This window comes from Sphingobium sp. MP9-4 (assembly GCF_005281675.1).
In the GTDB taxonomy this organism is placed as follows: Bacteria; Pseudomonadota; Alphaproteobacteria; order Sphingomonadales; family Sphingomonadaceae; genus Sphingobium; species Sphingobium yanoikuyae.
The window spans coordinates 42272-67732 of the sequence record NZ_LUFI01000027.1; the positions used below are offsets into that span (position 1 = coordinate 42272).

Annotated in this window: 23 protein-coding genes; 17 read left to right on the top strand and 6 right to left on the bottom strand. The window is 65.7% G+C overall.

Annotated features, from left to right (window positions below; genetic code table 11):
- The first annotated feature begins 99 nt into the window (after window positions 1-99).
- From A0U87_RS07945 to epsC, 3 genes are all read left to right on the top strand, one after another.
- Entirely contained in the window at window positions 100-810 is a 711-nt protein-coding gene (locus tag A0U87_RS07945; protein ID WP_004211079.1) for a response regulator transcription factor, read from the top strand.
- Window positions 807-2141: an ATP-binding protein gene (locus A0U87_RS07950; RefSeq protein WP_010337002.1), complete on the top strand. Its 1335-nt coding sequence runs from the start codon at window positions 807-809 to the stop codon at window positions 2139-2141. Before A0U87_RS07945 ends, A0U87_RS07950 begins: the two co-directional genes overlap by 4 nt.
- 115 nt (window positions 2142-2256) lie before the next feature.
- Window positions 2257-3258, top strand: coding sequence for a serine O-acetyltransferase EpsC (gene epsC, locus A0U87_RS07955; protein ID WP_004211082.1), 1002 nt, complete (start codon window positions 2257-2259; stop codon window positions 3256-3258).
- A gap of 37 nt (window positions 3259-3295) precedes the next feature.
- Here the strand turns inward: epsC and A0U87_RS07960 are convergent, their stop codons facing one another.
- The gene (locus tag A0U87_RS07960) at window positions 3296-4963 is read right to left on the bottom strand and encodes an alkaline phosphatase family protein (protein ID WP_137405430.1); all 1668 of its coding nucleotides are present in this window, start codon (window positions 4961-4963) and stop codon (window positions 3296-3298) included.
- 75 nt (window positions 4964-5038) lie between these two features.
- On the opposite strand from A0U87_RS07960, the gene A0U87_RS07965 reads away from it, so the two are divergent.
- The 10 genes from A0U87_RS07965 (at window position 5039) to A0U87_RS08010 (ending at window position 15280) form a co-directional block, all read left to right on the top strand.
- Entirely contained in the window at window positions 5039-7081 is a 2043-nt protein-coding gene (locus tag A0U87_RS07965; protein ID WP_122928223.1) for a protein-disulfide reductase DsbD domain-containing protein, read from the top strand.
- A complete protein-coding gene (locus A0U87_RS07970; protein ID WP_048937798.1) occupies window positions 7081-7818 on the top strand; it encodes a TlyA family RNA methyltransferase in 738 nt (245 codons plus the stop codon). The genes A0U87_RS07965 and A0U87_RS07970 overlap by 1 nt, the downstream gene beginning before the upstream one ends.
- Before the next feature lie 88 nt (window positions 7819-7906).
- Entirely contained in the window at window positions 7907-8971 is a 1065-nt protein-coding gene (locus A0U87_RS07975; protein ID WP_048937799.1) for an efflux RND transporter periplasmic adaptor subunit, read from the top strand.
- 4 nt (window positions 8972-8975) lie between these two features.
- Window positions 8976-12080 carry an efflux RND transporter permease subunit gene (locus A0U87_RS07980; protein ID WP_048937800.1) on the top strand — a complete coding sequence of 1035 codons (3105 nt, stop codon included), beginning with the start codon at window positions 8976-8978 and terminating at the stop codon, window positions 12078-12080.
- Between the two features lie 18 nt (window positions 12081-12098).
- Window positions 12099-12647 (top strand): TspO/MBR family protein, encoded by a 549-nt coding sequence (locus A0U87_RS07985; RefSeq protein ID WP_048937801.1) that lies wholly within the window; start codon window positions 12099-12101, stop codon window positions 12645-12647.
- A 40-nt stretch (window positions 12648-12687) separates the two neighbouring features.
- Window positions 12688-12999 carry an accessory factor UbiK family protein gene (locus A0U87_RS07990; protein ID WP_004211090.1) on the top strand — a complete coding sequence of 104 codons (312 nt, stop codon included), beginning with the start codon at window positions 12688-12690 and terminating at the stop codon, window positions 12997-12999.
- 42 nt (window positions 13000-13041) lie between these two features.
- Window positions 13042-13548 (top strand): YbjN domain-containing protein, encoded by a 507-nt coding sequence (locus A0U87_RS07995; protein WP_004211091.1) that lies wholly within the window; start codon window positions 13042-13044, stop codon window positions 13546-13548.
- 23 nt (window positions 13549-13571) lie between these two features.
- The gene (locus A0U87_RS08000) at window positions 13572-14387 is read left to right on the top strand and encodes a pyrroline-5-carboxylate reductase dimerization domain-containing protein (RefSeq protein ID WP_048937802.1); all 816 of its coding nucleotides are present in this window, start codon (window positions 13572-13574) and stop codon (window positions 14385-14387) included.
- A gap of 62 nt (window positions 14388-14449) precedes the next feature.
- Entirely contained in the window at window positions 14450-14953 is a 504-nt protein-coding gene (locus A0U87_RS08005) for an asparaginase domain-containing protein (protein ID WP_004211094.1), read from the top strand.
- Window positions 14954-15034: 81 nt separating this feature from the next.
- A complete protein-coding gene (locus tag A0U87_RS08010; protein WP_004211096.1) occupies window positions 15035-15280 on the top strand; it encodes a hypothetical protein in 246 nt (81 codons plus the stop codon).
- A gap of 38 nt (window positions 15281-15318) precedes the next feature.
- Here A0U87_RS08010 and A0U87_RS08015 read toward each other — a convergent pair whose 3' ends face one another.
- From A0U87_RS08015 to A0U87_RS08030, 4 genes are all read right to left on the bottom strand, one after another.
- The gene (locus A0U87_RS08015) at window positions 15319-16476 is read right to left on the bottom strand and encodes a pyridoxal phosphate-dependent aminotransferase (protein WP_048937803.1); all 1158 of its coding nucleotides are present in this window, start codon (window positions 16474-16476) and stop codon (window positions 15319-15321) included.
- A 145-nt stretch (window positions 16477-16621) separates the two neighbouring features.
- Window positions 16622-17149, bottom strand: a complete 528-nt coding sequence (locus A0U87_RS08020; RefSeq protein ID WP_004211100.1) for a CarD family transcriptional regulator — start codon at window positions 17147-17149, stop codon at window positions 16622-16624.
- 246 nt (window positions 17150-17395) lie between these two features.
- Window positions 17396-17734, bottom strand: a complete 339-nt coding sequence (fdxA, locus tag A0U87_RS08025) for a ferredoxin FdxA (RefSeq protein WP_004211101.1) — start codon at window positions 17732-17734, stop codon at window positions 17396-17398.
- Between the two features lie 159 nt (window positions 17735-17893).
- Complete coding sequence (locus tag A0U87_RS08030) at window positions 17894-18574, bottom strand: OmpA family protein (RefSeq protein ID WP_026108966.1); 681 nt, start codon at window positions 18572-18574, stop codon at window positions 17894-17896.
- 147 nt (window positions 18575-18721) lie between these two features.
- Between A0U87_RS08030 and A0U87_RS08035 the strand changes: the two genes are divergently transcribed.
- Both A0U87_RS08035 and A0U87_RS08040 read left to right on the top strand, forming a co-directional pair.
- Window positions 18722-20038, top strand: coding sequence for a hemolysin family protein (locus A0U87_RS08035; protein ID WP_037510219.1), 1317 nt, complete (start codon window positions 18722-18724; stop codon window positions 20036-20038).
- A 2-nt stretch (window positions 20039-20040) separates the two neighbouring features.
- On the top strand, window positions 20041-20847 hold the full coding sequence (locus A0U87_RS08040; protein WP_048937805.1) for a kinase: 807 nt from the start codon (window positions 20041-20043) through the stop codon (window positions 20845-20847).
- 40 nt (window positions 20848-20887) lie between these two features.
- On the opposite strand, the gene A0U87_RS08045 is transcribed toward A0U87_RS08040, so the two are convergent.
- Window positions 20888-21511, bottom strand: coding sequence for a c-type cytochrome (locus A0U87_RS08045; protein ID WP_048937806.1), 624 nt, complete (start codon window positions 21509-21511; stop codon window positions 20888-20890).
- A 172-nt stretch (window positions 21512-21683) separates the two neighbouring features.
- On the opposite strand from A0U87_RS08045, the gene A0U87_RS08050 reads away from it, so the two are divergent.
- Together A0U87_RS08050 and A0U87_RS08055 are read left to right on the top strand one after the other, a co-directional pair.
- Window positions 21684-22574 carry a prephenate dehydratase gene (locus A0U87_RS08050; protein WP_048937807.1) on the top strand — a complete coding sequence of 297 codons (891 nt, stop codon included), beginning with the start codon at window positions 21684-21686 and terminating at the stop codon, window positions 22572-22574.
- Between the two features lie 496 nt (window positions 22575-23070).
- The gene (locus A0U87_RS08055; RefSeq protein ID WP_137405431.1) at window positions 23071-25398 is read left to right on the top strand and encodes an arylsulfatase; all 2328 of its coding nucleotides are present in this window, start codon (window positions 23071-23073) and stop codon (window positions 25396-25398) included.
- Window positions 25399-25461 lie beyond the last annotated feature (63 nt).

Consider the following 25461-nt stretch of genomic DNA (forward strand, 5'->3'; position numbering starts at 1 on the left):
GTGGCCCCCGTCAACTGTTTCGGCAGCAAGCTGCGGTTGACCCTCCACCGGTCGCTGCTTATCTCCCAACATCATGAACAGCCTGATGTTGCTCCGCGCATGACCGCCCCCTCGATCATCCTTGTCGAAGACGATCCGCCGCTCCGCACGCTGACGGCGCGCGCGTTGCAGGAACATGGCTATCAGGTCCGTCCGGCCTCGTCCGGTCCGGAAATGTGGGTGGCCTTCGATGCCGGCCCGGTCGACCTGGTCGTTCTGGACGTCATGCTGCCCGGCACCAACGGCATCGACCTGTGCCGCCAGATCCGTCGCAAGAGCGACGTGCCCATCATCTTCATCAGCGCCAAGGGCAGCGAGACCGACCGTATCGTCGGGCTGGAACTGGGCGCCGACGATTATCTGCCCAAGCCCTTTGGCACGCGCGAACTGATCGCCCGCATCCGCGCCATCCTGCGCCGCGTCGGCGTGGAGCGTGGCCCGGACGAGCAGCGCGAGAATGAAGCGCGCTTCGACGGCTGGATCGTCAACTTCCCGCGCCGTGAACTGCGGTCGCCGACCGGCGCGATCGTCGATCTGACCGGCGCCGAGTTCGACCTGCTGGGCAGCTTCCTCAGCCATCCGCAGCGGGTGATCGCGCGCGAGCGGCTGATCGAATTGTCGCGCACCCGCATGGGTGACAGCAGTGACCGCAGCATCGACGTGCTGGTCAGCCGCCTGCGCCGCAAGCTGTCGACCGAGGACCGGCCCGCGCCGATCACCACGGTGCGCGGCGTCGGCTACATGTTCAACGCGGAAGTCGCGCGCGCTTGAGACGACAGCGGTTCAGCCGGTCGCTCGGGCTGGTCGGCCGCATCTTTGGCATATTGCTGCTGACCGTCCTGTTGGAATTCGTGGTCGGCACGCTCATCTATGAGCGCGCCAGCCATTTGTCACTGCAGGATGACGAAGCGCGCCGCCTGGCCGAGCATCTGGTGATCGCGCGCAAGCTGGTGGCCAAGGCGCCGGTCAGCCAGCGCGGCGGGGTCAGCGCGCAACTGACCACCGACCGCTATGACATCCACTGGACGCTGGCCGCGCCGCCGCCGCCGCCGCTGTCGCCCGAACTGGCGCGGATGCGGCAGCAGATCGTCGACTGGGAACCCAGCCTGCATGAATCGCGGCTGTGGCTGCGGCTCAATTCGCCCGGCCGTTCCTCGCAGATCAATGGCGGGCTGCAACTGGCGGACGGCAGCTGGCTCTATTTCGGCATGCATCATAGCGGCGGCAAATGGGCCTTCACCTTCGGCCGTTTCGGCCTGGCGCTGATCCCGGTGCTGGCGCTGCTGATTGCGGGCGGCGTGCTGATCCGGCGGACCCTGGCGCCGCTGCGCGACCTGACGCATGCGACCAAGCGGATCGGCCTCGCGCAGCAGGTGGCGGTGGCGGAAGCGGGCACCAATGATGTACGCAACCTGATCCGCGCCTTCAATGCGATGCAGACCCGCATCCATCGCCTGATCAACGAGCGGACCGAGACGCTGGCGGCGGTCGGCCATGACATGCGCACGCCGCTCGCCCGGCTGCAATTGCGGCTGGAAGCGGTGGACGACCCCGAAATCCGCGAGGCGATGGGCGAGGATCTGGCCGAGATGGGCGAGATGATCGAGTCCGTGCTGGCCTTTCTGGGCGGTGAGAAGAATCCCGAGCCGGCGGTGCGGATCGACGTGGCGGTCACGATCGCGACGGTGGTCGACGCCTTCCAAGATCATGGCGACGATGTGATCTATGACGGGCCCGATCATCTGGAAATGGAGGTTCGCCCGCTGTCGCTGCGCCGCGCCGTGCGCAACCTGATCGAGAATGCGCTCCATTATGGGGTGCGTGCGCGGGTCAGCGTGGCGCGGCATGACAATGAGGTGCTGATCCGCGTCGATGATGATGGCCCCGGCATTCCGCGCGACCGGTTGGAGGAGGTGCTGAAGCCCTTCCATCGGCTCGATACGGCGCGCCAGCGCAACACGCGGGGCATGGGGCTGGGCCTGGCCATCGTCGCCAAGACGGTGGAGCAGGAGGGCGGTCGCCTGACGCTGGCCAATCGGCCCGAGGGCGGGCTGCGCGTCGAAATCTGCCTCTATCTGAACAGGCCGGAAGCCAAGGTCTGATCGGCCTTCCGGCGCGTTCGGCAAAGAGAATCTCGCTACCCCCAAGCAAAACTCGTTTATCCTGGCGCGCAGACGCGGGTTATTCCGGTTGCCCATCGGACAAGAGGCGCAGGGAATGGCGGACGGCGATATGCAGGGTGAAGGCGTGGGCTATTGGGATCTGGACCGGCTGGTCACGGACCTGGCCGCCGCGCGCAGTCGCTGGCGGCAGGAACAGCAGCATCATGCCGAATATGGCGCCGAAGGATTCCCGTCGCGCGCCAATCTGGTGAAGATCACCGGCGCGCTGTGCGGCGCATTGTTCCCGCTGCGGCTGGGGCCGAGCTTCGTGCGACTGCATAATGAGGACGCCTATGTCGCCGAGACGCTGCAGACCGTGCTCAGCCGCCTCTATGGCCAGATCCGGCTCGAACTCATCTATGCGATGAAGGATGACCCGATTGCCGCAGTCGACGCAGCGGCGGCGCGGATCATCGGCGAATTCGCGCATAGCCTGCCGGCGCTGCGCACATTGCTCGACAGCGATGTCGAGGCGGCCTTCCTGGGCGATCCGGCCGCGCGCAGCGTGGACGAGGTGCTGATCTGCTACCCTTCGATGCTGGCGATCATCCATCATCGGCTGGCGCACCGCCTCTATGAACTGGGCGCCCCGCTGGTGGCGCGGATCATTTCCGAAATCGCCCATTCCCATACCGGCATCGACATCCATCCCGGCGCACGCATCGGCCACGGCTTCTTCATCGACCATGGCACCGGCGTCGTCATCGGCGAGACGGCGATCGTCGGCGATCGGGTGCGGCTCTATCAGGGCGTGACGCTGGGCGCGCGCAGCTTCCCCTCGGACGAGAAGGGCGCGCTCGAAAAGGCGCAGCCGCGCCATCCGATCATAGAGGATGATGTCGTCATCTATGCCGGCGCGACAGTGCTGGGCCGGATCATCATCGGCAGCCGATCGGTCATCGGCGGCAATGTCTGGCTGACCGAAAGCGTGCCGGCCGACAGCAATGTGCGCCAGGCCAAGGCCCGGCACGAAGTGACCAGCCGGGTCGAGGTGTCGGCCCCGCACCGAGTTCATGCCCTGCTGGAAAGCACGGACGGGATTGGCGAGAATATCTGATCCTCCCCCTTTTGACGGGGGGAGGATCGGCAAGGGCTTATTGCCCGGCGCAGCTGTCGCCTTGGCCGGCGACCAGGTCGAGGCAGCGGCCGTCAATCTGGTCCTTGGGCACGGGCAGCTTGATCAGCGCGGCGAGGCTGGGGAGGATGTCCACCGTCTCGACGCCCAGCGGTTGCTCGAAATGCTGCATGCCCTTGCGCCAGAACAGGATCGGCACGCGGCGATCGGTATCCCAGGGCGAACCATGGGTGGCGACCGAGCCCATCACCGCCTGTTCGGGGATCGACATGACGCGCGGCTTGAGCAGCAGCAGCAGGTCGCCCGAACGGCCGGGATAGAAGCTGGCGCGCGCTTCCTGGATCAGGCTCCAGCTTTCGGGCGGACCCGAGGGCGAGGGGGTGGCGGCGATTTCCGCCTTGGTGAAGACGGTCTGCACCTGCGGATGGGCGCGCAGATATTTGAGCGCCTCGGTTTCGACCCTGGCGCGCTGCGCGGCAGTCAGCCCCTTGTCATAATAGATGTCGCCCGACGGGCCGTCGCTCCAGATCACCTTCTTGCCGGGCAGGCCGGCCTTCTCGGCGATGGTGGCGTTGAGCGCCTTGGGCGTCAGCGCCATGTCGACCCGCTGTTCCATCGGCATCGCATTCATGCGGTGGCGTTCGGGCAGGTCATGGCCGCCATGGTCGGCGGTCAGCACCACGACATAGTCGATGCCGTCCTTGTCGAGCTTGTCGAAGAAGGCGCCCAGTTCGGTGTCGAGACGATCGACCTGGATGCAGCTTTCGGTGCCTTCGGTGCCGAAGGTGTGGCCGACATAGTCGGTCGCCGACAGGCCGATCGAGATGATGTCGGTCTGCGCCTGCTTGCCAAGCTGCATGCTCTCGATCGCGGCGGCGGCGAAGGCCAGGGTCATAGCATCCTGCTCGGGCGAGATGCGGAAGCCCTTATAGTCGCCGGCCTCACGCGCGAAGCGGCCGGTGCCGACCGTCCTGTTGCCCGCCTGGACCGGGAAATCCTTCGACACGCACTGGGCGGGCAGTTCGAAGCCGGGGTTGGGCTGGGCGAGGCGCTGGGCAAAGGCCTGGTTGACCTGGGTGACGAGCGGGGTGGGGGCGACGCCCTTGTAGCTGACATAGCCCTGCGGCCCGCCGAGCCACCAGACCTGGTCGGCTGTCGCGCCGCCCATCATGATCGCGGCGCGATCCTTGCCAGCGACCGACACGACGCGGGTGGCGGGATTGGCCGCCTTCATCCGGCCGCCCAGCGTCGGCACCTTGAGGTGCAGGGGCGAGGCGTCGTACTTGTCGCTGCTGCTGCCCGGCTGGCTTTCATCCTCGGCGCAATAGAGATTCTTGTCCTCGCGCTTGGCGTCGAGGTCGAACCAGTTATTGGCGATGATGCCGGTGCGCGACGGGCGGCTGCCGGTCAGGATGGTCGAGTGGCCGGGGCAGGTCTCGGTCGCGGCGTGGCTCTGATAGCCGCGCGGGAAGACCGCGCCTTCGCTGGTCAGGCGCTTGAGGCCGCCGGTATAATATTGGCGATATTCGCTGAACAGGTCGGCCGAAAACTGGTCGACCGAGATGGCGACGATCAGCTTGGGCGGAGTCGCGGCAATGCTGCGGGCGGCCGGTGCAGGAGCGGGGCTCTGCGCCACGACGGGCATGGCGGTGGCAAGCAACAGGGCAGCGGCGACGTGTTTCAACATATGGGTACCTTCTCATGCCTTGACGGCGGATAGGGAGCGACCTAGCCCCCTTGCATCCACCCGACCAGAGGCCCGATGCGGATTTTTCAAGTCATATTCGTGACGCTCGCCATGCTGGCGGGGCTGTCGATCGCATCTCCCGCGGTGCAGGCCCAGGCGGCCTTTGGCGGCGGCCCGGCGCATATCGCCGCGCTGCTGATGGCCGAAAGCACAGCGCCTGCGCCCGGCAAGGGCACGACCATCGCCTTTGCCATGAAGCCGGAAAAGGGTTGGCACGGCTATTGGGAAAATCCGGGCGATGCGGGCCTGGGCATGACCGTGACCTGGACCTTGCCCAAGGGCGTGACGATTGGCGCGCTGCGCTATCCGGTGCCCGAGACGCTGCTGATTTCGGGCCTGATGAACCATGTCTATGAAGGCCCCTATGCGGTGCTCGCCAATCTGGGCGTGGCGCCGGACGTGGCGGCCGGCACCCGCCTGCCGATCCGGGTGAAGGCGGAATGGCTGGCCTGCACCGACAAGATCTGCGTACCCGAAAGTGGTGAACTGGCGCTGGAACTGGTTGCGGGCGATGGCAAGGTGGTGCCGGCGATGCAGGCACGCTTCGATGGCTGGCGCGGCCATCTGCCCCGGCCGCTGGGCAGCGAGGCTATCTATCAGATCGTCGATGGCAAGCTGCGCCTGTCGGTGCCGTTCCCCGCCGATGCGCAGGCGCGCGAGGTTCACCTCTTCCCGCTGAGCGACGGGCTGGCCCGGTTCGCCGCCGCGCAGAAGGTCAGCCGCGAGGGCGACCGGCTGCTGGTCGAGACGCAGGCGGGCGAGGGTTTCAAGGGCGGCGCTGCGCAGGCGGTACTGCGGACCGGCGACCATGTCGGCTTCCTGCTGAGCGCCAAGCCCGGCGAGGTCGCGGCGATCGCGGCCAAGGGGCTGGCGGGCACGATATTGCTGGCGCTGGGCGGGGCGATATTGGGCGGGCTGCTGCTCAACGTCATGCCCTGCGTCTTCCCGATCCTGGGGTTGAAGGCACTGAGCCTGGCCAAGGCAGGTGGCGACGAGCGGGCGGCGCGGCGTGAGGCGCTGGCTTACACCCTTGGCGTGATCGTCGCCTGTCTGGCTTTGGGGAGCCTGCTGCTGGGGCTGCGCGCGGCGGGCAGCGCGGTCGGCTGGGCCTTCCAGTTGCAGGATCCGCGCATCATCCTGGCGCTGCTGCTGCTGGTCAGCGCGATCGCCTTCAACCTGGCTGGCCTGTTCGATTTGCCGGCCTTTGGCGGCGGTGGCAAGCTGGCGGGCAAGGGCGGCATGGTCGGCGCCTTCTGGACCGGCGCGCTGGTCGCCTTTGTCGCGACGCCTTGCACCGGGCCGTTCATGGGCGCGGCGATGGGCACGGCGCTGGTGCTTCCTTTGGGCGCAGCGCTGGCGATCTTTGCCGGCCTTGGCCTTGGTCTGGCGCTGCCTTTCCTGCTGCTTGCCTATCTGCCTGCGCTGCGCAATCGCCTGCCGCGTCCCGGCGCATGGATGGGCCGGTTGCAGCGCATCCTGTCGATCCCCATGTTCCTCACCGCGCTGGGCCTTGCTTGGCTGCTGGGTCAGCAACGCGGGGTCGGTGGCATGACCATCGGCCTTGGCGCGGCGCTGGCGTTGGTGCTGCTGCTCTGGTGGCTGGGCATGCGCCAGCGCACGGGGCGTGGCGGCTGGTTGCAGGTCGGCGTCGGCGCGGCGATCCTGCTGGTCGGTGCCGCGATGGCATTGCCCGCGCGCGCGCCGGCCGTTGCGGCAGCGGGAGAGGGGGGCGTCGTCGCCTTCGACGCGGAAAAGCTCGACGGGCTGCGCGCCGCGAACAAGCCGGTCTTCCTCTATTTTACCGCCGACTGGTGCCTGACCTGCAAGGCCAATGAGGCCGCCGCGATCGAGCGGGCGGAGGTGCGTGCAGCGTTCGAGAAGGCGGGCGTCACCGTCATGATGGGCGACTGGACCAATGCCGATCCGGCGATTACCCGCTTCCTCGAAGCGCAGGGCCGTTCGGGCGTGCCGCTCTACCTTTGGTACGCACCGGGCAAGGAGGCCCAGACATTGCCGCAGCTATTGACCCCGTCGACCCTCACCGGACTGGTGCGCTGATGGCCAAGATTCGCGCTGACCAGTTGCTCGTCGACAATGGCCTCGCCGAAAGCCGGGCGCGGGCGCAGGCGCTGATCCTCGCCGGCCTCGTCTATCTGGGCGACAAGAAGGTTGAGAAGGCGGGGCAGCAGGTGCCGGACGACGCCGAACTGGACGTGCGCGGCCGCGACCATCCCTGGGTCTCGCGCGGCGGCATCAAGCTGGCCCATGCGATCGACGAATATGGCATCGACGTCACCGGTTTCGTCGCGATCGACGTCGGCAGTTCGACCGGCGGCTTCACCGACGTGCTGCTGACCAAGGGCGCGGCAAAGGTCTACGCCGTCGACAGCGGCACCAACCAGCTAGCCTGGAAGCTGCGCTCCGACGATCGAGTCATCGTCCATGAACAGACCAGCGCGCGTATCCTGACCGACGCCCATATCCCTGAGCCGGTCGACATCATCGTGTGCGACGCCAGTTTCATCAGCCTGGCCAAGGTGCTGGAAAAGCCGATCGGCTTCGCCCGGCCCGGCGCGCAACTGGTCGCCCTCATCAAGCCGCAGTTCGAGGCAGGGCGCGAGGAAGTGGGCAAGGGCGGGGTGGTGCGCGATCCCGCCATCCACCAGCGCGTCTGCGACGAAGTCGCTGCCTGGGTTCGTGAGAAGGGCTGGGAAGTGCTTGGAATCACGACCAGTCCGATCACCGGACCGCAAGGAAATGTCGAATTTCTGATTCACGCGCGGCTTGGCGGATAATCGCGCCAGCTTCGTTACCCGCCCTGCGATACATTTTGACACATTCCATGCGGTTGTGTCCGTCACAAAGGCCCGTTAGCCCCTCGTCATGCGCTCGACCCTGCCTGTCATTCTCGTTGCCCTTTGTCTTGCCGGTTGCGGCGGAGAGAAGGAAAAGAAAGCTCGCCCGCCGGCGCTGGTGGAGGCGGTGGCGATTGCGCCCACCCGCTTCACCGACAATGTCGAGGCGGTCGGCACCGCACTCGCCAATGAGCAGGTGATATTGTCCGCGCCGGTGACCGAGCGGATCGACCTGCTGAACTTCACCGATGGCGGTTTCGTGTCCAAGGGGCAGGTGATCGCCCGCATGGCCGTGGGCCAGGAAAAGGCCGAGCTGGCTGCGGCCGAGGCAACCGCGCTACAGGCCGACCAGCAGTTGAAGCGCATCCAGGCGCTCAAGTCGCGCGGCTTTGCCACCGGTGCCACGGTCGAGCAGCAGATCGCGCTCGCCAGCAGCGCCCGCGCCAATGCCGACCTCGCCCGCGCGGGCATCGGCGACCGCACCATCCGCGCGCCGTTCAGCGGCTGGGTTTCCCTGCGCACGGTCTCGCCCGGCGCGGTCATCACCGCCGGCACCGCGATCGCCACGGTCAGCGACATTTCACGGATCAAGCTGGACTTCACCGTGCCCGAGACGCGGCTGTCGATGATCCGCGAGGGCATGCCGATCAAGGCACTGTCCGCGGCCTGGCCCGACCGGCCGTTCAATGGCACGATCGCAACGATCGACCCGGTGATTGATCCCGCTACCCGCGCCGTGCGGGTCCGGGCGATCATGCCCAATCCCGACAAGGCGCTGAAGCCCGGCATGCTGCTGACCGTCAGCGTCTTCTCGCGAGAGCGCCAGTCTCTGGGCGTGCCCGAACTGGCAGTGATCGGCGATGGCGACGAACGCTTCGTCTTCGTGCTGGACGGTCGCACCGCCAAGCGGACCAAGGTCGAAACCGGCATCCGCCAGAACGGCCTGGTCGAAATTCTGGGCGGCGTGAAGGCGGGCCAGCAGATCGTGACCGAAGGCGTGGTGAAGCTGACCGACGGCGCGCCGGTGCGCCTGGCCGGCGACAAGAAGGGTGATGACGACAAGGGCGGCAAGGCCGCCAAGGCCGCCGGCTAAGCCGATGCAGCTCTCCGATCTTTCGGTCCGCCGGCCGGTCTTTTCGGCGGTGGTTGCGGTGCTGATGTGCATCGTCGGCCTGGTCGGCTATTTCAGCCTGTCTGTCCGCGAATATCCCGATACCGATCCGCCGATCGTCTCGGTCGAAACCACCTATACCGGCGCCGCCGCGTCGGTGGTGGAAACCCGCATCACCCAGCAGATCGAGGATGCGGTCGCCGGCGTGCAGGGCATCCAGACCATCACCTCGACCTCGCAGGACGGCACGTCCAACATCAATATCGAGTTCGATCCCTCGCGCGACATCGACAGCGCCGCCAATGACGTGCGTGACCGTGTCGGGTCGGTGACGCAGGATCTGCCCGAGGATGCGCTGGCGCCCGAGATCCGCAAGGTGGATTCCGACGCGCGATCGATTCTGTTCCTCGCCTTCTCGCGCCCCGGCTGGTCGCCGATCCAGATCAGCGACTATCTCGACCGCAACATTGCCGACCGCTTCGCCGCGATCGACGGCGTCGCCCGCGTCACCATTGGCGGCGAGGCGCGTCCGTCGACGCGTATCTGGTTCAACGCGGAAAAGCTGGCCGCCTTCGGCCTGACCCCGGCCGATGTCGAGGCGGCGCTGCGCACCCAGAACGTCGAATTGCCCGCCGGCCGCTTTGAATCGAAGGATCAGAACCAGACGCTGCGCGTCGAGCGGCCCTTCGCCACGCCGGACCAGTTCGCGCAGCTGGTCGTGGGCCGGGGCGAGGATGGCTATCAGGTGAAGCTGGGCGATGTCGCCCGGATCGAGGAAGGGGCCGAAAACCCCTATAGCAGCTTCCGTTCCAACCAGGGCACGGCGATCGGCATCGGCATCATCCGCCAGTCGGGCGCCAACACGCTGGAAGTGGCGCAGAAGGCCAAGGCGCTGATCAAGGAGCTGGAGCCGACCCTGCCCAAGGGCATGCGCGTGGCCATCGGCACCGACGAATCCCTGTTCATCGAACGCGCGATCGACAATGTCTATGACACGCTGATCGAGGCGGCTCTGCTCGTCATCCTCGTCATCTTCCTGTTCCTGGGATCGGTGCGCGCGACGATCGTGCCGGCCGTGACGGTGCCGATCTGCCTGCTCGCCACCTGCGCGGTGATGTGGCTGCTGGGGCTGTCGATCAACCTGCTGACCCTGCTCGCTTTCGTCCTCGCCATCGGCCTGGTGGTCGACGACGCGATCGTGGTGCTGGAAAATGTCTATCACCGCGTCGAACAGGGCGAAGATCCGCTGGTCGCCGCCTATCTCGGCACGCGGCAGGTGGGCTTTGCCATCATCTCGACCACATTGGTCGTCTGCGCCGTGTTCGTGCCGGTCATGTTCCTGGCCGGCCAGACCGGCCTCTTGTTCCGCGAACTTGCCATCGCGATGATCGCGGCGATCGGCTTTTCGGGCTTCATCTCCTTGAGCCTCGCGCCGATGCTCTGCTCCAAGCTGCTGAAAAATGCCGAGCGTGGCCGGCTGGCGCGCTGGGTCGATGATCGCTTCCAGCGGATCGAGCATGGCTATGGCCGCTGGCTCGACTGGACCTTGAAGAAACCTCTGATGCCGCTGCTGGGCGTCGCGATCTTCCTGGGGGTCGCCTTCTTCCTCTTCACCCGCCTGCCGGCCGAACTGGCCCCGGCCGAGGATACCGGCGTGGTCGAGGCCAATGTCAACGCGCCCGAAGGCACCGGCTTCGACCGGATGATGGCCTATATGCAGAAGATCGAGAATGATCTCGCCTTCCTGCGCAAGGATGGCACGCTGCAGAATCTGGTGATCCGCACACCCGGCGGCTTCGGCACCACCGACGATTATAACAACGGCAATGTCATCGCCTTCCTGCGGCCGTGGGAAGACCGGACCATCACCACGGCGGAAGTCGCGACCATCATCAACAAGGTGATCGCCGACCAGCCGGGCGTGCGCGGCAATGCCGCGCCGCGATCGGGCCTGGGCCGTGGTCGCGGCCTGCCGGTCAATATCGTGCTGGCCGGCTCCACCTATGAGGGGCTGGTGGCGGCGCGCGACCGCATCATGCTGGCGGCGGCGAGCTATCCGGGGCTCATCAACCTCGACAGCGATTATAAGGAAACCAAGCCGCAGATGCGGATCGAGACCGATCTGCAGCGCGCCGGCGACCTGGGCGTGTCGGTGAACGATGTCAGCCAGGCGCTGCAAAGCCTGCTCGGTTCGCGCCGGGTCACCACCTATGTCGACCGCGGCGAGGAATATCGCGTGCTGGTGCAGGCGGAGCGGGACGGGCGCCAGACGCTCGCTGATCTGGAACGTATCCAGGTGCGCAGCCGCAGTGGCGTGCTGGTGCCGCTGTCGGCGGTCGTGACCGTGCGCGAAGTGGCCGGGCCGCGTCAGCTCAACCGTTACAACAAGCTGCGCGCCATCACCCTGACCGCCGCGCTGGCGCCGGGGACGTCGCTGGGGCAGGGGCTGGCCTTCCTGGAGGATCAGGCGCGTCAGTCGCCCGAGGTGCTGGCGATCGGCTATCGCGGCGAAAGCCAGTCGCTGCGTGAGACCGGCGGGTCAATCTGGATCGTCTTCGGCCTCACCATCCTGATCGTCTATCTGTTGCTCGCGGCCCAGTTCGAAAGCTTTATCCATCCCGGAGTCATCATCGCGACGGTGCCGCTGGCGGTGGCGGGCGGTGCGCTGGGCCTGGCGATCACCGGCGGGTCGATCAACCTCTACAGCCAAATCGGCATCGTCATGCTGGTCGGCCTGGCGGCCAAGAATGGCATCCTGATCGTCGAGTTCGCCAACCAGCTGCGCGACGAGGGGATGGAGATTGCCGAGGCGATCCGCGAGGCGGCCAAGCGGCGTCTGCGCCCGATCCTGATGACGTCGATAGCGACCGTCATCGGCGCGGTGCCGCTGGTGCTGCGCGGCGGGGCCGGTGCGGCGGCGCGCCATTCGATCGGCGTGGTCATCGTGTTCGGCGTCAGCCTGGCGACGCTCATCACCCTGTTCCTCATTCCCATTTTCTATTCGCGCGTTGCCAAGCGCACGGTTTCTCCGCAAACCGTTGGTCGCAAACTGGATTCGGCGCTCAAGGATTCGCCCGAACCCGCCGAATAGCTTGGAGCTGCGTTGCCGATGAACGAGATCGCGTCCCAGGGTCAGTTGCGTCTTGCCTATCTGCGCTGGGCGTTGGTCACGGTGCCCGCGATCGTCTTTCTCGGCTTCCTGTCGGGCAGGCTCGCCAATAGCGGTTTTGGCAATCGCTGGTTCGCCTCGCTCAACCTGCCGGCGCTGATGCCGCCGGGCTGGGCCTTCGGCGTCGCCTGGACGATCCTCTATATACTAATGGCGCTGGCCTTCGCGATCGTGCTGCATGCGCGCGGGGCCAGGGGGCGGGGGGCGGCGGTCGCGCTGTTCCTGGTGCAACTGGCGCTCAACCTTGCCTGGTCGCCGCTCTTCTTTCGCGCGCATCAGGTGGGGGCGGCGCTGGGGCTGATCATGGTGCTGGCGCTGCTGGTGGCGCTGACCGCCGCCCTGTTCTGGCGGATACGTCCCTTTGCCGGTGCGTTGATGTTGCCCTATCTGGTCTGGCTGGTCTTTGCCTCCTACCTCAACTATGAGGTCGGCCGCCTGAACCCGGATGCGCACAGGCTTGTCGCGCCGGCACTCCAGACCCAGATATGATTTCGGCGCATCCACGCGCCTGATACGAGGATAGACGATCATGCAGAGCGAGAACCGCTTTTTCGACGACCTGGCCAAGCTGGTGAACGGCGCTGCCGGCACGGTCGCGGGCATGACCCGCGAGTTCGAATCCAATGCGCGCGAACGCGCCAAGGAATGGATCGGCGGCGTCGACTTCGTCAGCCGCGAGGAATTTGACGCGGTCAAGGCGATGGCCGCCGCCGCGCGCGAGGAAGTCGAACTGCTCAAGGCCCGCCTCGACGCGCTGGAAGGCAAGGCGCCCGAGCCGGTCACCAAGACCGTGCGCGCCGCCAAGACGAAAGCTGTGGATAAGGATGCGGGCGCCGAGTAAGCGCCCTGTCCTTTCGCCGCTTGCGGTGATAAAGGCGCGCCGATGATGGATAGCGACGAATTTGAGAATGGCGGCCATGAGGCCGCGCCGATCGACATGCTGGCGGCCTTTTACGAGGCGCATGGCTGGAGCTATGAGCAGGTCGGCGAGGATGAGATCGTCGCGAGCACCCAGGGGTCGTGGGCGCAATATGAGCTGCGCGGCATCTGGCGCGACGAGGATCAGGTGCTGCAGCTGCTGGCGCTGCCCGACATCCGCGTCAATGACGACAAGCGCGCCGTCATCTACGAGACGCTGGGCCTGATCAACGAACAGCTCTGGCTCGGCCATTTCGAGCTGTGGTCGTCGAGCGGCATCATCCTGTTCCGCCATGGCGCCTTGCTGGGGCAGGGCGGCACGCTGACGCTGGACCAGGCGCAGGTGCTGATCGAGACCGCGATCGACGAGTGCGAGCGTTTCTATCCGGTGTTCCAGTTCGTCCTGTGGGGCGGCAAGAGCCCGAGCGAGGCGATCAGCGCGAGCCTGATCGAAACCCGCGGCGAAGCCTGACATATCTGCCTGAAAGCCTGACCATGACCATTGCCTGCTGGCCCGAACATCTTTTCCTTGTCGGCTGCGGCAACATGGCCGGGCAGATGCTGACCCGCTGGCTGGCGTGCGGGCTCGACCCCGCCCGCGTCACCGTGCTGCGGCCGAGCGGAAAGCCGGTGGCGCAGGGCGTGACCGTCGTCACCGCCTATCCCGACGCGCTGCCGGCCGGCACCACCGTGCTGCTGGGCATGAAGCCCTATCAGATCGCCGATGTCGCGGCCGGGCTTGCGCCGTTGCTGACGGCGGAGACGCGGCTGGTGTCGATCCTGGCGGGAACACCGATCGCCGACCTGCGCCGGCATTTCCCGGCGCCGCGTGATGTCGTCTGCGCCATGCCCAACCTGCCGGTCGGGCTGGGCGAGGGGGTGGTTGCGCTCTACACCGATGCGGCGACGGATGCGGCGGCCAAGGCCGACATTGCCGCGCTGATCGCGCCGCTGGGCCTGGCCGAATGGATGGGGGGCGAAGCCCTGTTCAATCAGGTGACGGCTCTGTCGGGCTGCGGCCCGGCCTTCCTGTTTCGCTTCATCGATGCGCTGTCGCGCGCCGGCGAGGCGCTGGGCATTCCCGCCGATCAGGCCGCACGCATGGCGCTGGCCACGGTGCAGGGATCGGCGAACATGGCGGCGCGCGCCAGCGTCAGCCCGGCCACCCTGGCGGATCAGGTCGCCAGCCCCGGCGGCATGACGCGCCAGGGCCTCAATGTGCTGGACGCCGACAATCGCCTGCTCGACCTTCTGACCGACACGCTGGTCGCCGCGCGCGATCGGGGTGCGGCGATGGCGCGGGGCGAATAGGGACGGTTCCGGTCGGCGCCATTATCCGTTAAGGGGGCGCGATCGATATACGGAGTCCGTTCATGCTGTCCCCCGAAACCCCCATCCTGCTGCTCACCACCGGTGGCACGATCGACAAGGTCTATTTCGACGCCCTGTCCGACTATCAGGTCGGCGAGACGGTGATGGCCAAGCTGTTGCAGGTGGCGCGGGTCAAGCGGCCCTTCCGCATCGAGGAAATCACCCGCAAGGACAGCCTGGAGCTGGACGACACGGATCGCGCGCTGATCGCCGCCCGCGTCGCCGCCGCGCGTGAGAAGCATATCGTCATCACCCATGGCACCGACACCATGACCGAGACGGCCAAGCTGTTGCAGGACATTCCCGGCAAGACCGTCGTGCTGGTCGGTGCGCTGGCGCCGGCGCGCTTTGGCGAGAGCGATGCGAGCTTCAACCTTGGCATGGCTTTCGCCACCGCGCAGGTCGCCGAGCCGGGCGTCTACATCACCATGAGCGGATCGGTTTTCCGCGCCGACAAGGTGGTCAAGGACCGCGCCAAGGGCGCCTTCGTCCCGACCGGCGAGTAAGGCGGGCCAGCGGGGCGGCTGAAACCTTTGCCCGCTCTCCGGCATTGTTGCCCCCACGGGGTGACAAAGAGGAGAGACTATATGGCAGATTATCAGGAACGCCCGGCGCCCACGACCACCATCATCGAAAAGCGCAGCGGCGGCGGTGGCACGACCATCGCGATCCTGCTGCTGGTCGTGGTGGTGGCTGTTGCCGCCTTCTTCCTGATCAGCAGCCAGACCCGCAAGGATGATGCGGTGTCGAGCGCGGCGAGCCAGGTCGGTCAGGCCGCGAGCGATGTCGGCGACGCCGCCAAGGATGCCGCCGACAGCGTGAAGGGCAATTGATCCAAAGGGCCAGCTTCCACAGCGAAGCCGGCCCTTTTTCAGACCATGATCCTGTCGAGGGCGGCGCAGAAGGCCTGCATGTCGGCCATGGAACCGACAGTGACGCGCGACATGGTGGGCCAAGGCGCCCAGTTGCGGCCGATGCCGACACCCGCCGCCAGAAACTGGGCCTGCACGCCGGCCGCCGGCTTGCCCCAGTCGACCATGAACATGTTGGCGTCCGACGGAATGAATTTGACCCCGCGCTTGGTGAGATGGGCGAAGGTGAAGTCGCGCGCGGCGATCATCTCGGCCCGGCGCTGCTCGATCAGCGCCTTCTGCGTCAGCGCCACCGTGCCGCACACGACCGAGGGCAGGGGCAGGTTGGTCGACATGCGCTTGCCGTCGTAGCGCATCATCCTGGCATGCAGGTCCGGCCGCGCGATGGTGGCGCCCAGCCGCATGCCGGCCATGCCGAACAGCTTGGAGAAGGTGCGCAGCACGATCACGTCCTTGCCCTGCGCAACCAGCGGCGCGGCCGACTGGCCGTGCGAGAAATGGAGATAGGCTTCGTCCACCAGGACGATCGATCCGGCCGGCTTGTTGGCGACCAGCCATTCGATGTCGGCCACCGGCGTCAGCGTGCCGGTGGGGTTGTTGGGCGAGCAGATATAATAGAGGCCGGCGTCCGGATTGGCCGCCAGCATCGCCTTCACGTCATGACGATAATCGGGCGTCAGTGGCACCTTCGTCACCTTGGCGCCGGCCCATTCCGCCGTGCCCCAGGGCTGTTCATAGCTGACATCGGCGGTCACCAGCCCCTTTTGCGGCGAGCAGAAGGCGACGACGATGCGCGAGAGCGGATCGCTGGACCCCGGCCAGGGCAGGACATGATCGACCGGCACGCCCTCGATCGTGGCGAGCGTCTTCTTGAAGTCGGTGACTTCGGTGCCGGGGTGATAGAAATTGGCGTGGGACACGATCTTCGCCGCGGCAGCCTGGGCGACGGGGAAGGGGCCGGTCCAGCATTCGTTGGAGCCGATCCGCACCTTGGGGAAATTGCCTTCTTCCGGGCCGTCATTGCGCTGCGCCCAGACCGGGGTGCCGGCGGTGGCGACCGCCACGCCCGCGCCCAGCACGCCCAATATGCGGGCGGCGTCGCGGCGCGAATAGCCGCGCTGGATCAGATCCTGCTGCGCGTCATTCTGGTCGTTCATGGCTATTCCCCTATGCGTCCTGAAGAACGGTTCGGGGGAGTCAACGGACGAGGGCGGGATTCCCGCAATGGCCCCGCCGTAACGAAGAAGGGCGCCCCCTGGGAGGGCGCCCTTCGTCATGTTTCAGCCTGTTCAGGCGAAGCGATCAGCCTTCGACCTTGGCATATTTCGGCGCGGCCTCATTGAGGATGCGCAGGATCTTCTGCAGCGCAGTGGGCTCGTCGGTCTCTTCCATCGCGGCGAGTTCGCGGGCGAGGCGGCTGGAAGCAGCCTCGAAGATCTGGCGCTCGGAATAGCTCTGCTCGGGCTGGTCGTCGGCACGGAACAGGTCGCGGGTCACTTCGGCGATCGACACCAGGTCGCCCGAATTGATCTTCGCTTCATATTCCTGGGCGCGGCGCGACCACATGGTGCGCTTGACCTTGGGCTTGCCCTTCAGGGTTTCCATCGACTCCTCCAGCGTCTTGTTGGAGGACAGCTTGCGCATGCCGACGCCTTCGGCCTTGTTGGTGGGAACGCGCAGCGTCATGCGCTCCTTTTCGAAACGGAGCACATACAGCTCCAGTTCCATGCCCGCGATCTGCTCCTTTTGGAGTTCGATCACACGGCCCACGCCGTGCTTGGGGTAAACGACATAATCACCAACGTCAAAGGACAGCGCCTTGGCAGCCATTTGAAACCTTTCTATTCAACCGGGGAACGGGCCGTCGCGGGGCAGGTGCAGCAGGGGCACGAGTCGGGGAAAGTCCGCGGCGTCACCGTCAAGACATGATGCGAATACTCCAGGACGAACGCGACCATGTTCGTCCGCTGGGCGCTATTTAGCAGATTCGTAACAAAATTGCCACCCCCGGACACAAAGTCTGGGGGTGCGGCACAAAATGGGACGCTGCGCCTTGATGGCGCAGGATAATATCGATCAGCTGCCCTCGCCGGGTTCAGGCGAGAAGAACTGCTCCAGCTTGTTCTCTACGCCGCTCATCGCGTCGGCGTCAGCCGGGGCTTCGCCCTTGACCGTGATGTTGGGCCATTCGGCCGAATATTTGGTGTTGAGTTCCAGCCACTTTTCGAGGCCGTTCTCGGTGTCGGGCAGGATAGCCTCGGCCGGGCATTCCGGTTCGCACACGCCGCAGTCGATGCACTCGTTGGGATTGATGACCAGCATGTTCTCGCCCTCGTAGAAACAGTCCACGGGGCAGACCTCGACGCAATCCATATATTTGCAGCGGATGCAGTTGTCGGTCACGACATAGGTCATTGTAGGGCACTCTTTGGGTTGCGACAGCGGCGGCCCTGCTATGCCCGGCGCGCGCGAAGGTCAATGAGGATAATGTTGACGGGGGCGTAGGGGCGGTTTTGTGCTGTCGGCAGCGCAGATGGTCGGTCGGGCCGCCCGTTCGAGCGGCCCGAGCCATTGTCAGTTGCGCACGTCGGATTCGGTGACGGGCGAGATCTTGATTTCGACGCGGCGGTTGGCGGCCTTGCCTTCCTCGGTCGCATTCGACGCGATCGGCTGGGTTTCGCCAAAGCCGCGCGTGGCGATGCGCGCCGACTGGACGCCATGGCTGGTCAGATAACCGGCGACCGACTGGGCGCGGCGTTCCGACAGCGTCTGGTTATAGGCGTCCGACCCGTCGCTGTCGGTATGGCCATATACGTCGATATAGGTCTTGGGATATTGCGACAGGATCGAGGATACCTCGTCCAGCGTGGGGCGGAACTGCGGCTGGACGCTGGCGTCGTTGAACGCGAAGGTGATGCCCGAGGGCATGCGCAGCAGCAGGTCGTCGCCCTGGCGGATCACGTCGACGCCGCTGCCGGCGGTCTGCTGGCGCAGCTTGCGTTCCTGTTCGTCCATATAGGAGCCGATGCCGGCGCCCGCGATCGCGCCGATGCCGGCGCCCAGGATCTTTTCGGTGCGGTCATGCCGGCCGCCGACAAGATCGCCCAGCAGATAACCGCCCAGCGCGCCGCCAATGCCGCCGATCGCCGCCTTCGACATGCGCTTCTGCCCGGTTTCCGGGTCGGTGGTGCAGGCGGTGGTGGTCAGCATCGCGGCCAAGCCGGCGGCCATCATGATCCGGTGCGAAATCCTCATTCTTCTATTCCCTTGTCCTTGGCATCCGCGTGGATGGATGCCTCCCTAATAACCCAGGCGATGGATTGTTCCACAAGTGAACTGAACGGGCGATGATGGGATGGTTGTGAAAACGAAAGAATAAAGGTTATAGGGGAGGAGACCACCATGGCCACGATCCCCCCTCCCGCTCCGACGCCCTTCCCCTGGGTAGACCTCATCATCATCCTGGCGCTGGTCGCTCTGAACGGCGTCTTCGCGATGTCGGAGCTGGCCATCGTGTCCGCGCGCAAGCCACGGCTGCAGGCGATGGAGAAGGCGGGCAAGCGCGGCGCCAAGTCGGCGTTGCAGCTGGCGGCGGACCCAGGCAAGTTCCTGTCGACCGTCCAGATCGGCATCACCCTGATCGGCATCATTTCGGGCGCCTATTCGGGCGCCAGCCTTGGCGGGCCGACCGGCGAGCGGCTGGCGGCGCTGGGCCTGTCGCCCAATATGGCGGAAAATCTTGGCTTTGCGCTGGTCATCGGCCTCACCACCTATGCCTCGCTGATCATTGGCGAGCTGGTGCCCAAGCAGTTCGCGCTGCGTCAGCCCGAGCCGATCGCCGTGCTGGTGGCGACGCCGATGCTGTATCTGGCCAAGCTGACCGCGCCGGTGGTGTGGGTGCTCGACAAGTCGAGCGGCCTGATCTTCAAGCTGCTGGGGCTGGACCGCGAATCCGAACATCATGTCACGGTCGAGGAACTGCATCTGATCGTCGCCGAGGCGAGCCGGTCGGGCATCATCGAGGAAAGCGAGCGGGCGATCATCTCCGGCGTGGTGCGGCTGGCCGACCGGCCGGTGCGCGAGGTGATGACCCAGCGCATGGATGTCGACTGGATCGACATCAACGCCGATGAGGACACGATCCGCCTGCGCCTGCTGGAAACGCCGCATACCCGCCTGCCGGTGGGGCGCGGATCGGTGGAGGACATTATCGGCATCGTCCAGGCGCGCGACATCATGACCGCGCTATTCCGGGGCGAGGCGCTGAATATCGAGGCGCTGCTGCGCAAGGCGGAGGTCGTGCCTGACCAGGTCGACGCGATGGATGCGCTGGAAGTGCTGCGCAAGTCCGACGTGCCGATGGTGATGGTGCATGACGAATATGGGCATTTCGAGGGGATCGTGACCCCGGCCGACCTGCTGTCCGCGATCGCCGGCCATTTCGCGTCGGACCGCGACGTCTATGACGAGCCGGACATGGTCGAGCGCGAGGATGGCAGTCTGCTGGTGTCGGGGCAGATGCCGATCGACCAGCTGGCCGAGAAGATCGACATCAACCTGTCCGAGGACCGCGATTATGCGACGGTCGCGGGCCATGTGCTGTGGCTGCTCAAGCGCCTGCCGGAAGTCGGCGACTATGCCGAGGATCAGGGCTGGCGCTTCGAGATTGTCGACATGGACGGACGCAAGATCGACAAGCTGCTGGTCGCGCAGCTCTGACCGTGGCGGCGACGGCGCTCGATGCGGTCGATCGCCTGGCGCTGCGCCTGCTGGAAGAGAAGGATGGCCTGGCCGTGCTGGGCCTGTGCGGGGCGCAGGGCAGCGGCAAGAGCACATTGGCGCAGGCGCTGCATGCGCGCATGGGCGCGCGGGGCGTGGCGAGCGCGATCCTGTCGATCGATGATCTGTATCTGACGAAGGCTGAGCGGGAAGCGCTGGCGCAGGACGTGCATCCGCTGCTGCGGACGCGGGGCGTTCCGGGGACGCATGATGTCGCGCTGGGACTGCGGGTGCTGGACGCGCTGGCGGCGGGGCAGGCGGCGTGCTTGCCGCGGTTCGACAAGGCGGTGGATGATCGCTTGCCTGAAAGCGCGTGGCCGGAGGCAGGGGCGGGGCTGCGGCTGCTGATCCTGGAGGGCTGGTGCGTGGGCGCGCGGGCGCAGGAGGCAGGCGCACTGGATGCCCCGGTCAACGCGCTGGAGCGGGACGAGGATGGCGACGGGCGCTGGCGGCGCTTCGTCAATGCGGCGCTGGCGGGGGACTATCAGGCGCTGTTCGGGCGGATCGATGCGCTGGCGCTGCTGGCGGCGCCGGGGTTTGACGTGGTGCAGGGCTGGCGGACGCAGCAGGAGGCGGAATTGCGCGCGGCCGGTGGCGGCAGTGCGGTGATGAGCGATGAAGAGGTCGCCCGCTTCATCCAGCATTATGAGCGGCTGACCCGGCATATATTGGACGAGATGCCGGCGCGGGCCGATCTGGTCGTGGAACTGGATGCCTGGCGCGGCGTGACGGCGGTTCGCAGCCGATAGCCGAAAAGGGCGCCGCCACCGGCCGCGCCCTTCCTGAAATTTACTGCGCTGCGTTCTCGGCCGGGGCTTCGGTCGCGTTGGCGGCATTGTCGCCGCCTTCGGCCGGGGCGGCATTGTCGGCCGCAGCGGGCGCGGCATCGGCGGCGGGCAGGGGGAGGTTGGACCCCTGGGTGTTCAGCCAGGCGATCAGGTTGGCGCGATCGGCCGGGTTGGAGAGGCCGGCAAAGGTCATCTTGGTGCCGGGGGCAAATTCACGCGGGCTCTTCAGCCAATGATCGAGATTGTCGAAGCTCCATTCGCCGCCCTTGCTCTTGAGCGCTTCGGAGAAGGCGAATCCGCCCTTGCCCTGGCCGATGCCTTCGCCGACGGTGGCGTAGAGATTGGGACCGATGCCGTTGGTGCCGCCCTGATTGACGGTGTGACAGGCGGCGCATTTCGCGAACACCTTTTCGCCGGCCGCGACATCCGCGCTGGCGAGCAGGGTGTTGAGGCCGGGGCCGCTGTCGCCGCCACCTTCGCCTTCCACCTCGACGCCCTCGATCGCATAGCCCATCTTTTCGGGCCGTTCATCGTGGAAATATTTGGAACTGACGATCGCGCCACCCAGCGCGATGATGCCTGCAAACAACGCCCACCCTGCAACGGTGTTGAATCGATCGCCCATCCGCAGATTTCCCTCGCATCTTTGTTATGGAGGCTGTCGTGCGCTCCCCCACTTAAGCACTTGCCATAATGGGGGATAGGCCGGGGTGCAACCCGCCGTGGCGCTTTTCGAGCGGTGCCGCCCCGCCGATGCTTGCGCGCGATCCCCCAACTGCCTAAGCGCGCAGGCACGCATGGAAAATTATCCCGCCCCCGCTCGCGCGCTGGTCGCCGACATGTCGCAAAAGGCCGCTGCCGATCCGGCGCGCGCCGTCGCCTATCAGGGCGCGCCCGGTGCCAATTCGCACCTGGCCGCGCTTGGCTACGCCCCCGATTGCGTGCCGCTGCCCAGCTTTGCGTTCGAGGATGCGATCGACGCGGTGCGGGGTGGCCTTGCCGCCCGAGCGATCATTCCGATCGAAAACAGCCTGCACGGCCGCGTCGCCGACATGCATTTCCTGCTGCCCGAATCCGGGCTGCACATCGTCGACGAATATTTCCTGCGCATTCGCCACTGCCTGATGGCGCCCGACACGGTGCCGGTGAAGAGCGCGATCAGCCATCCGCAGGCGCTGGGCCAGTGCCGCCATTATCTGCGCGAGCGCGGCATCCAGCCGGTCGCCTATGCCGACACCGCCGGCGCCGCCGCGCTGGTGGCGGAGACGCGGGCGCCGGGCGAGGGGGCGATCGCCCCCTATCTGGCCGCCGAAATCTATGGCCTGCGCCTGATCGCCGAGAATATCGAGGATAGCGACGACAATATGACCCGCTTCCTGGTGCTGGCGCGCGAGCCCAAGGCACCGGCGGCGGGCGTCGGCCCGGTCATGACCACCTTCCTGTTCGAAGTGAAGAATATCCCGGCCGCGCTCTACAAGGCGATGGGCGGCTTTGCGACCAATGGCGTCAACATGACCAAGCTGGAAAGCTACCAGCGCGGCGCCAGCTTTGCCGCGACCGAATTCTATTGCGATATCGAAGGGATGCCGGGCGACCCGGCGGTCGACCGCGCGCTCGCCGAGCTGGAATTCCACACCAAATGGGTGCGCGTACTGGGCAGCTACCGCCAGGCCCGCCCCCGCACCTGAATGGTGCGCCCGGCATAGGGCGGTTTCAGGGTCACTCCTGGGTCTCTCCAGGGTCACATCGCGAAGTTCACAGTGTCGTGGCGCGACGATATCGGCGTTTTCCGGCCTTTTCGCGCCTGCCGCGCACCGCCGACGCGCCTGTTGGATCACATCCGGGTCATTGCGAAGCGCCATCCGGGTCATGGTGGCGCGCCTGTTGGGTTGCGGGGGTGGCGGCGCATCGGTGCGTGTGCAAGGGCGGGATCGCGGCTGCTCCATCGCGGAGGATAGATCAGAAATTAGCCGAGTAGGAAAGCGGGGTGGATTTGCGCCCTGAAAAGACGGCCAGTTCAGATCATCGCCGTTCGCGCAGTCTATTATCAGGGTTCTCCCCGATGGTTTCGATCGCCTGGCAAATTAGCTTCTTTCGACGAATCCGCCGAAATCCTGCAAGGCCATGGCGGGGCCAGTCGAACGGGCGTCCCGTTTCGGCGTACCTAAATGATCGGAGCTACGGATGACCGAAACGATCCTTCCTTACCCGCAGACGGATACCCATTTTTCCGGTCGGGTCGGTCGAACCTATGCGGATTCCGAGGCTGTCGTGCCCGATGTGCCGCAGGCGCCGGACGGGGCGCCCAATGTGCTGCTGGTGCTGCTGGACGATGTCGGATTCGGCCATGCTTCGACCTTTGGCGGTCCGGTCAACACGCCGACCCTGGAAAAGCTGGCGAAGCAGGGTATCCGCTATAATCGCTTCCACACCACCGCGCTCTGTTCGCCAACCCGCGCGGCGATCCTGTCGGGCCGGAACCATCATTCGATGCACACCGGCATCATCATGGAATTGGCGACCGGTTTTCCCGGCTATGACGGCCGCTGGCCGGAAAACGCCGCCTGCGTGGCGCAGACACTGCGGCTCAACCATTACAACACCGCCGCCTTCGGCAAATGGCATAACACGCCCGATTTCGAAACCAGCCCGGCCGGCCCCTTCGATCGCTGGCCGACCGGCCATGGCTTTGAATATTTCTATGGTTTCATGGGCGGCGAAACCAATAATTGGGATCCGCCGTTGATCGAAAACACGCTGCCGATCGAAAAGCCCGAGGGCGATGACAATTATCATCTGAGTTCGGCCATGGCCGACAAGGCGATCGCCTGGATCAGCAGCCAGAAGGCCAGTGCGCCGGACAAGCCCTTCTTTGCCTATTGGGCGCCCGGCGCCGCCCATGCCCCGCATCACAGCCCCAAGGACTATGCCGACAAGTATAAGGGCCAGTTCGATCAGGGCTGGGACAAGGTGCGCGAGGAAACGCTAGCGCGACAGATCAAGCTGGGGGTGGTGCCGGAGGGCACGCAATTGACACCCCGGCCGGATTCGATGCCGGCCTGGGACGATTGCAGCGCCGACGAGAAAAAGCTCTACGCGCGCATGCAGGAGGTCTTTGCCGGCTTCCTGGAGCATGTCGATGCGCAGCTAGGCCGGGTTGTTGAAGCGCTGGAGATGATGGGGCTGCGCGACGATACGCTGATCATCTATGTCGTCGGCGACAATGGCCCGAGCGCCGAAGGTACGCTGACGGGCACGGTCAACAACATGAAATCGCAACATGGCTATCCTGACGATGTTCAGGAAATGCTGAAAGTGATCGACGAGATCGGCAACACCGAGCATGAAAATCACTATCCGGTGTCCTGGTGCTGGGCCGGCTCCTCGCCCTTCCAATGGTGCAAGCAGGTCGCATCGCACTTTGGTGGTACGCGCAACGGCATGGTGATGAGCTGGCCCAGTCGCATTGCCGATCAGGGCGGCCTACGCAGCCAGTTCCATCATGCGATCGACATCGTGCCGACCATATTGGAAGCGGCCGGCGTGACCGAGCCGATCTCCATCAACGGCGTGCCGCAAAAGCCGATCGAAGGCGTCAGCATGGCCTATAGCTGGGGCGATGCGGCCGCGCCCTCGACCCGGCAGACGCATTATTTCGAGATGTTCGGCAACCGCGCCCTCTATCATAATGGCTGGGTCGCAGGCGCGCGCCATGGCAAGTTGCCCTGGCAGACCTCCGGTTCCTCGCCCGATTTCGACAGCGATACATGGGAACTTTACAATATCGACGAGGATTTCAGCCAGGCCAATGATCTGGCCGAAAAGGAACCGGCCAAACTGCGCGAATTGCAGGACATGTTCTGGGCCGAGGCGGCGAAATATAATGTCCTGCCGCTCGACGATCGCTTTGTCGAACGGGCCGACGTCAATCTGAAGCCCAGTTATCTGCGCGGCAAGAAACAGTTCATCTACCTGCCGGGCACGACGCGCATTCCCGAACCCGCCTCACCGCCGACCAAGAATATCAATCACACCATCGCGGCCGAAGTGGAGATACCGCAAGCGGGCGGTGACGGTGTGCTTGCCTGCTGCGGCGGCGAGGCTGGCGGCTACAGTCTCTTCATGAAGGACGGCACCCTCTATTGGGAGCATAATTGGTTCAATACCGAGCGCTATCGCGTGGCATCGAATGACAAGATCCCGGCGGGGCACCATGTGCTTTCGGTGCAGATCGAATGCGACAAGGAAGGTGAGTTCGCCACCGGCGGCAAGGCGACCTTGCGGCTCGGCGAGACGGTGGTCGGCGAAGGACGCTTCGAGCAGCAGGTCGGCGCACGCTTCACCGTGGGTGAAAGTTTCGATATCGGGTGCGATTTGATCACGCCGGTTTCGAAGCTCTACAAGAGCCCGGCCAAGTTCAACGGCACGATCAAGCGGGTGCTGGTCGACATCAGCGATGTCGAGTTTGACGATCTGGCCCACCAGGTGAAGATCGCCATCGCGACACAATGAACTGCCGGCGGCGACTTGCCGGCGTTCGGCAAGTCGCCAACCCCTCCGCTTCCGCTCCCCCGC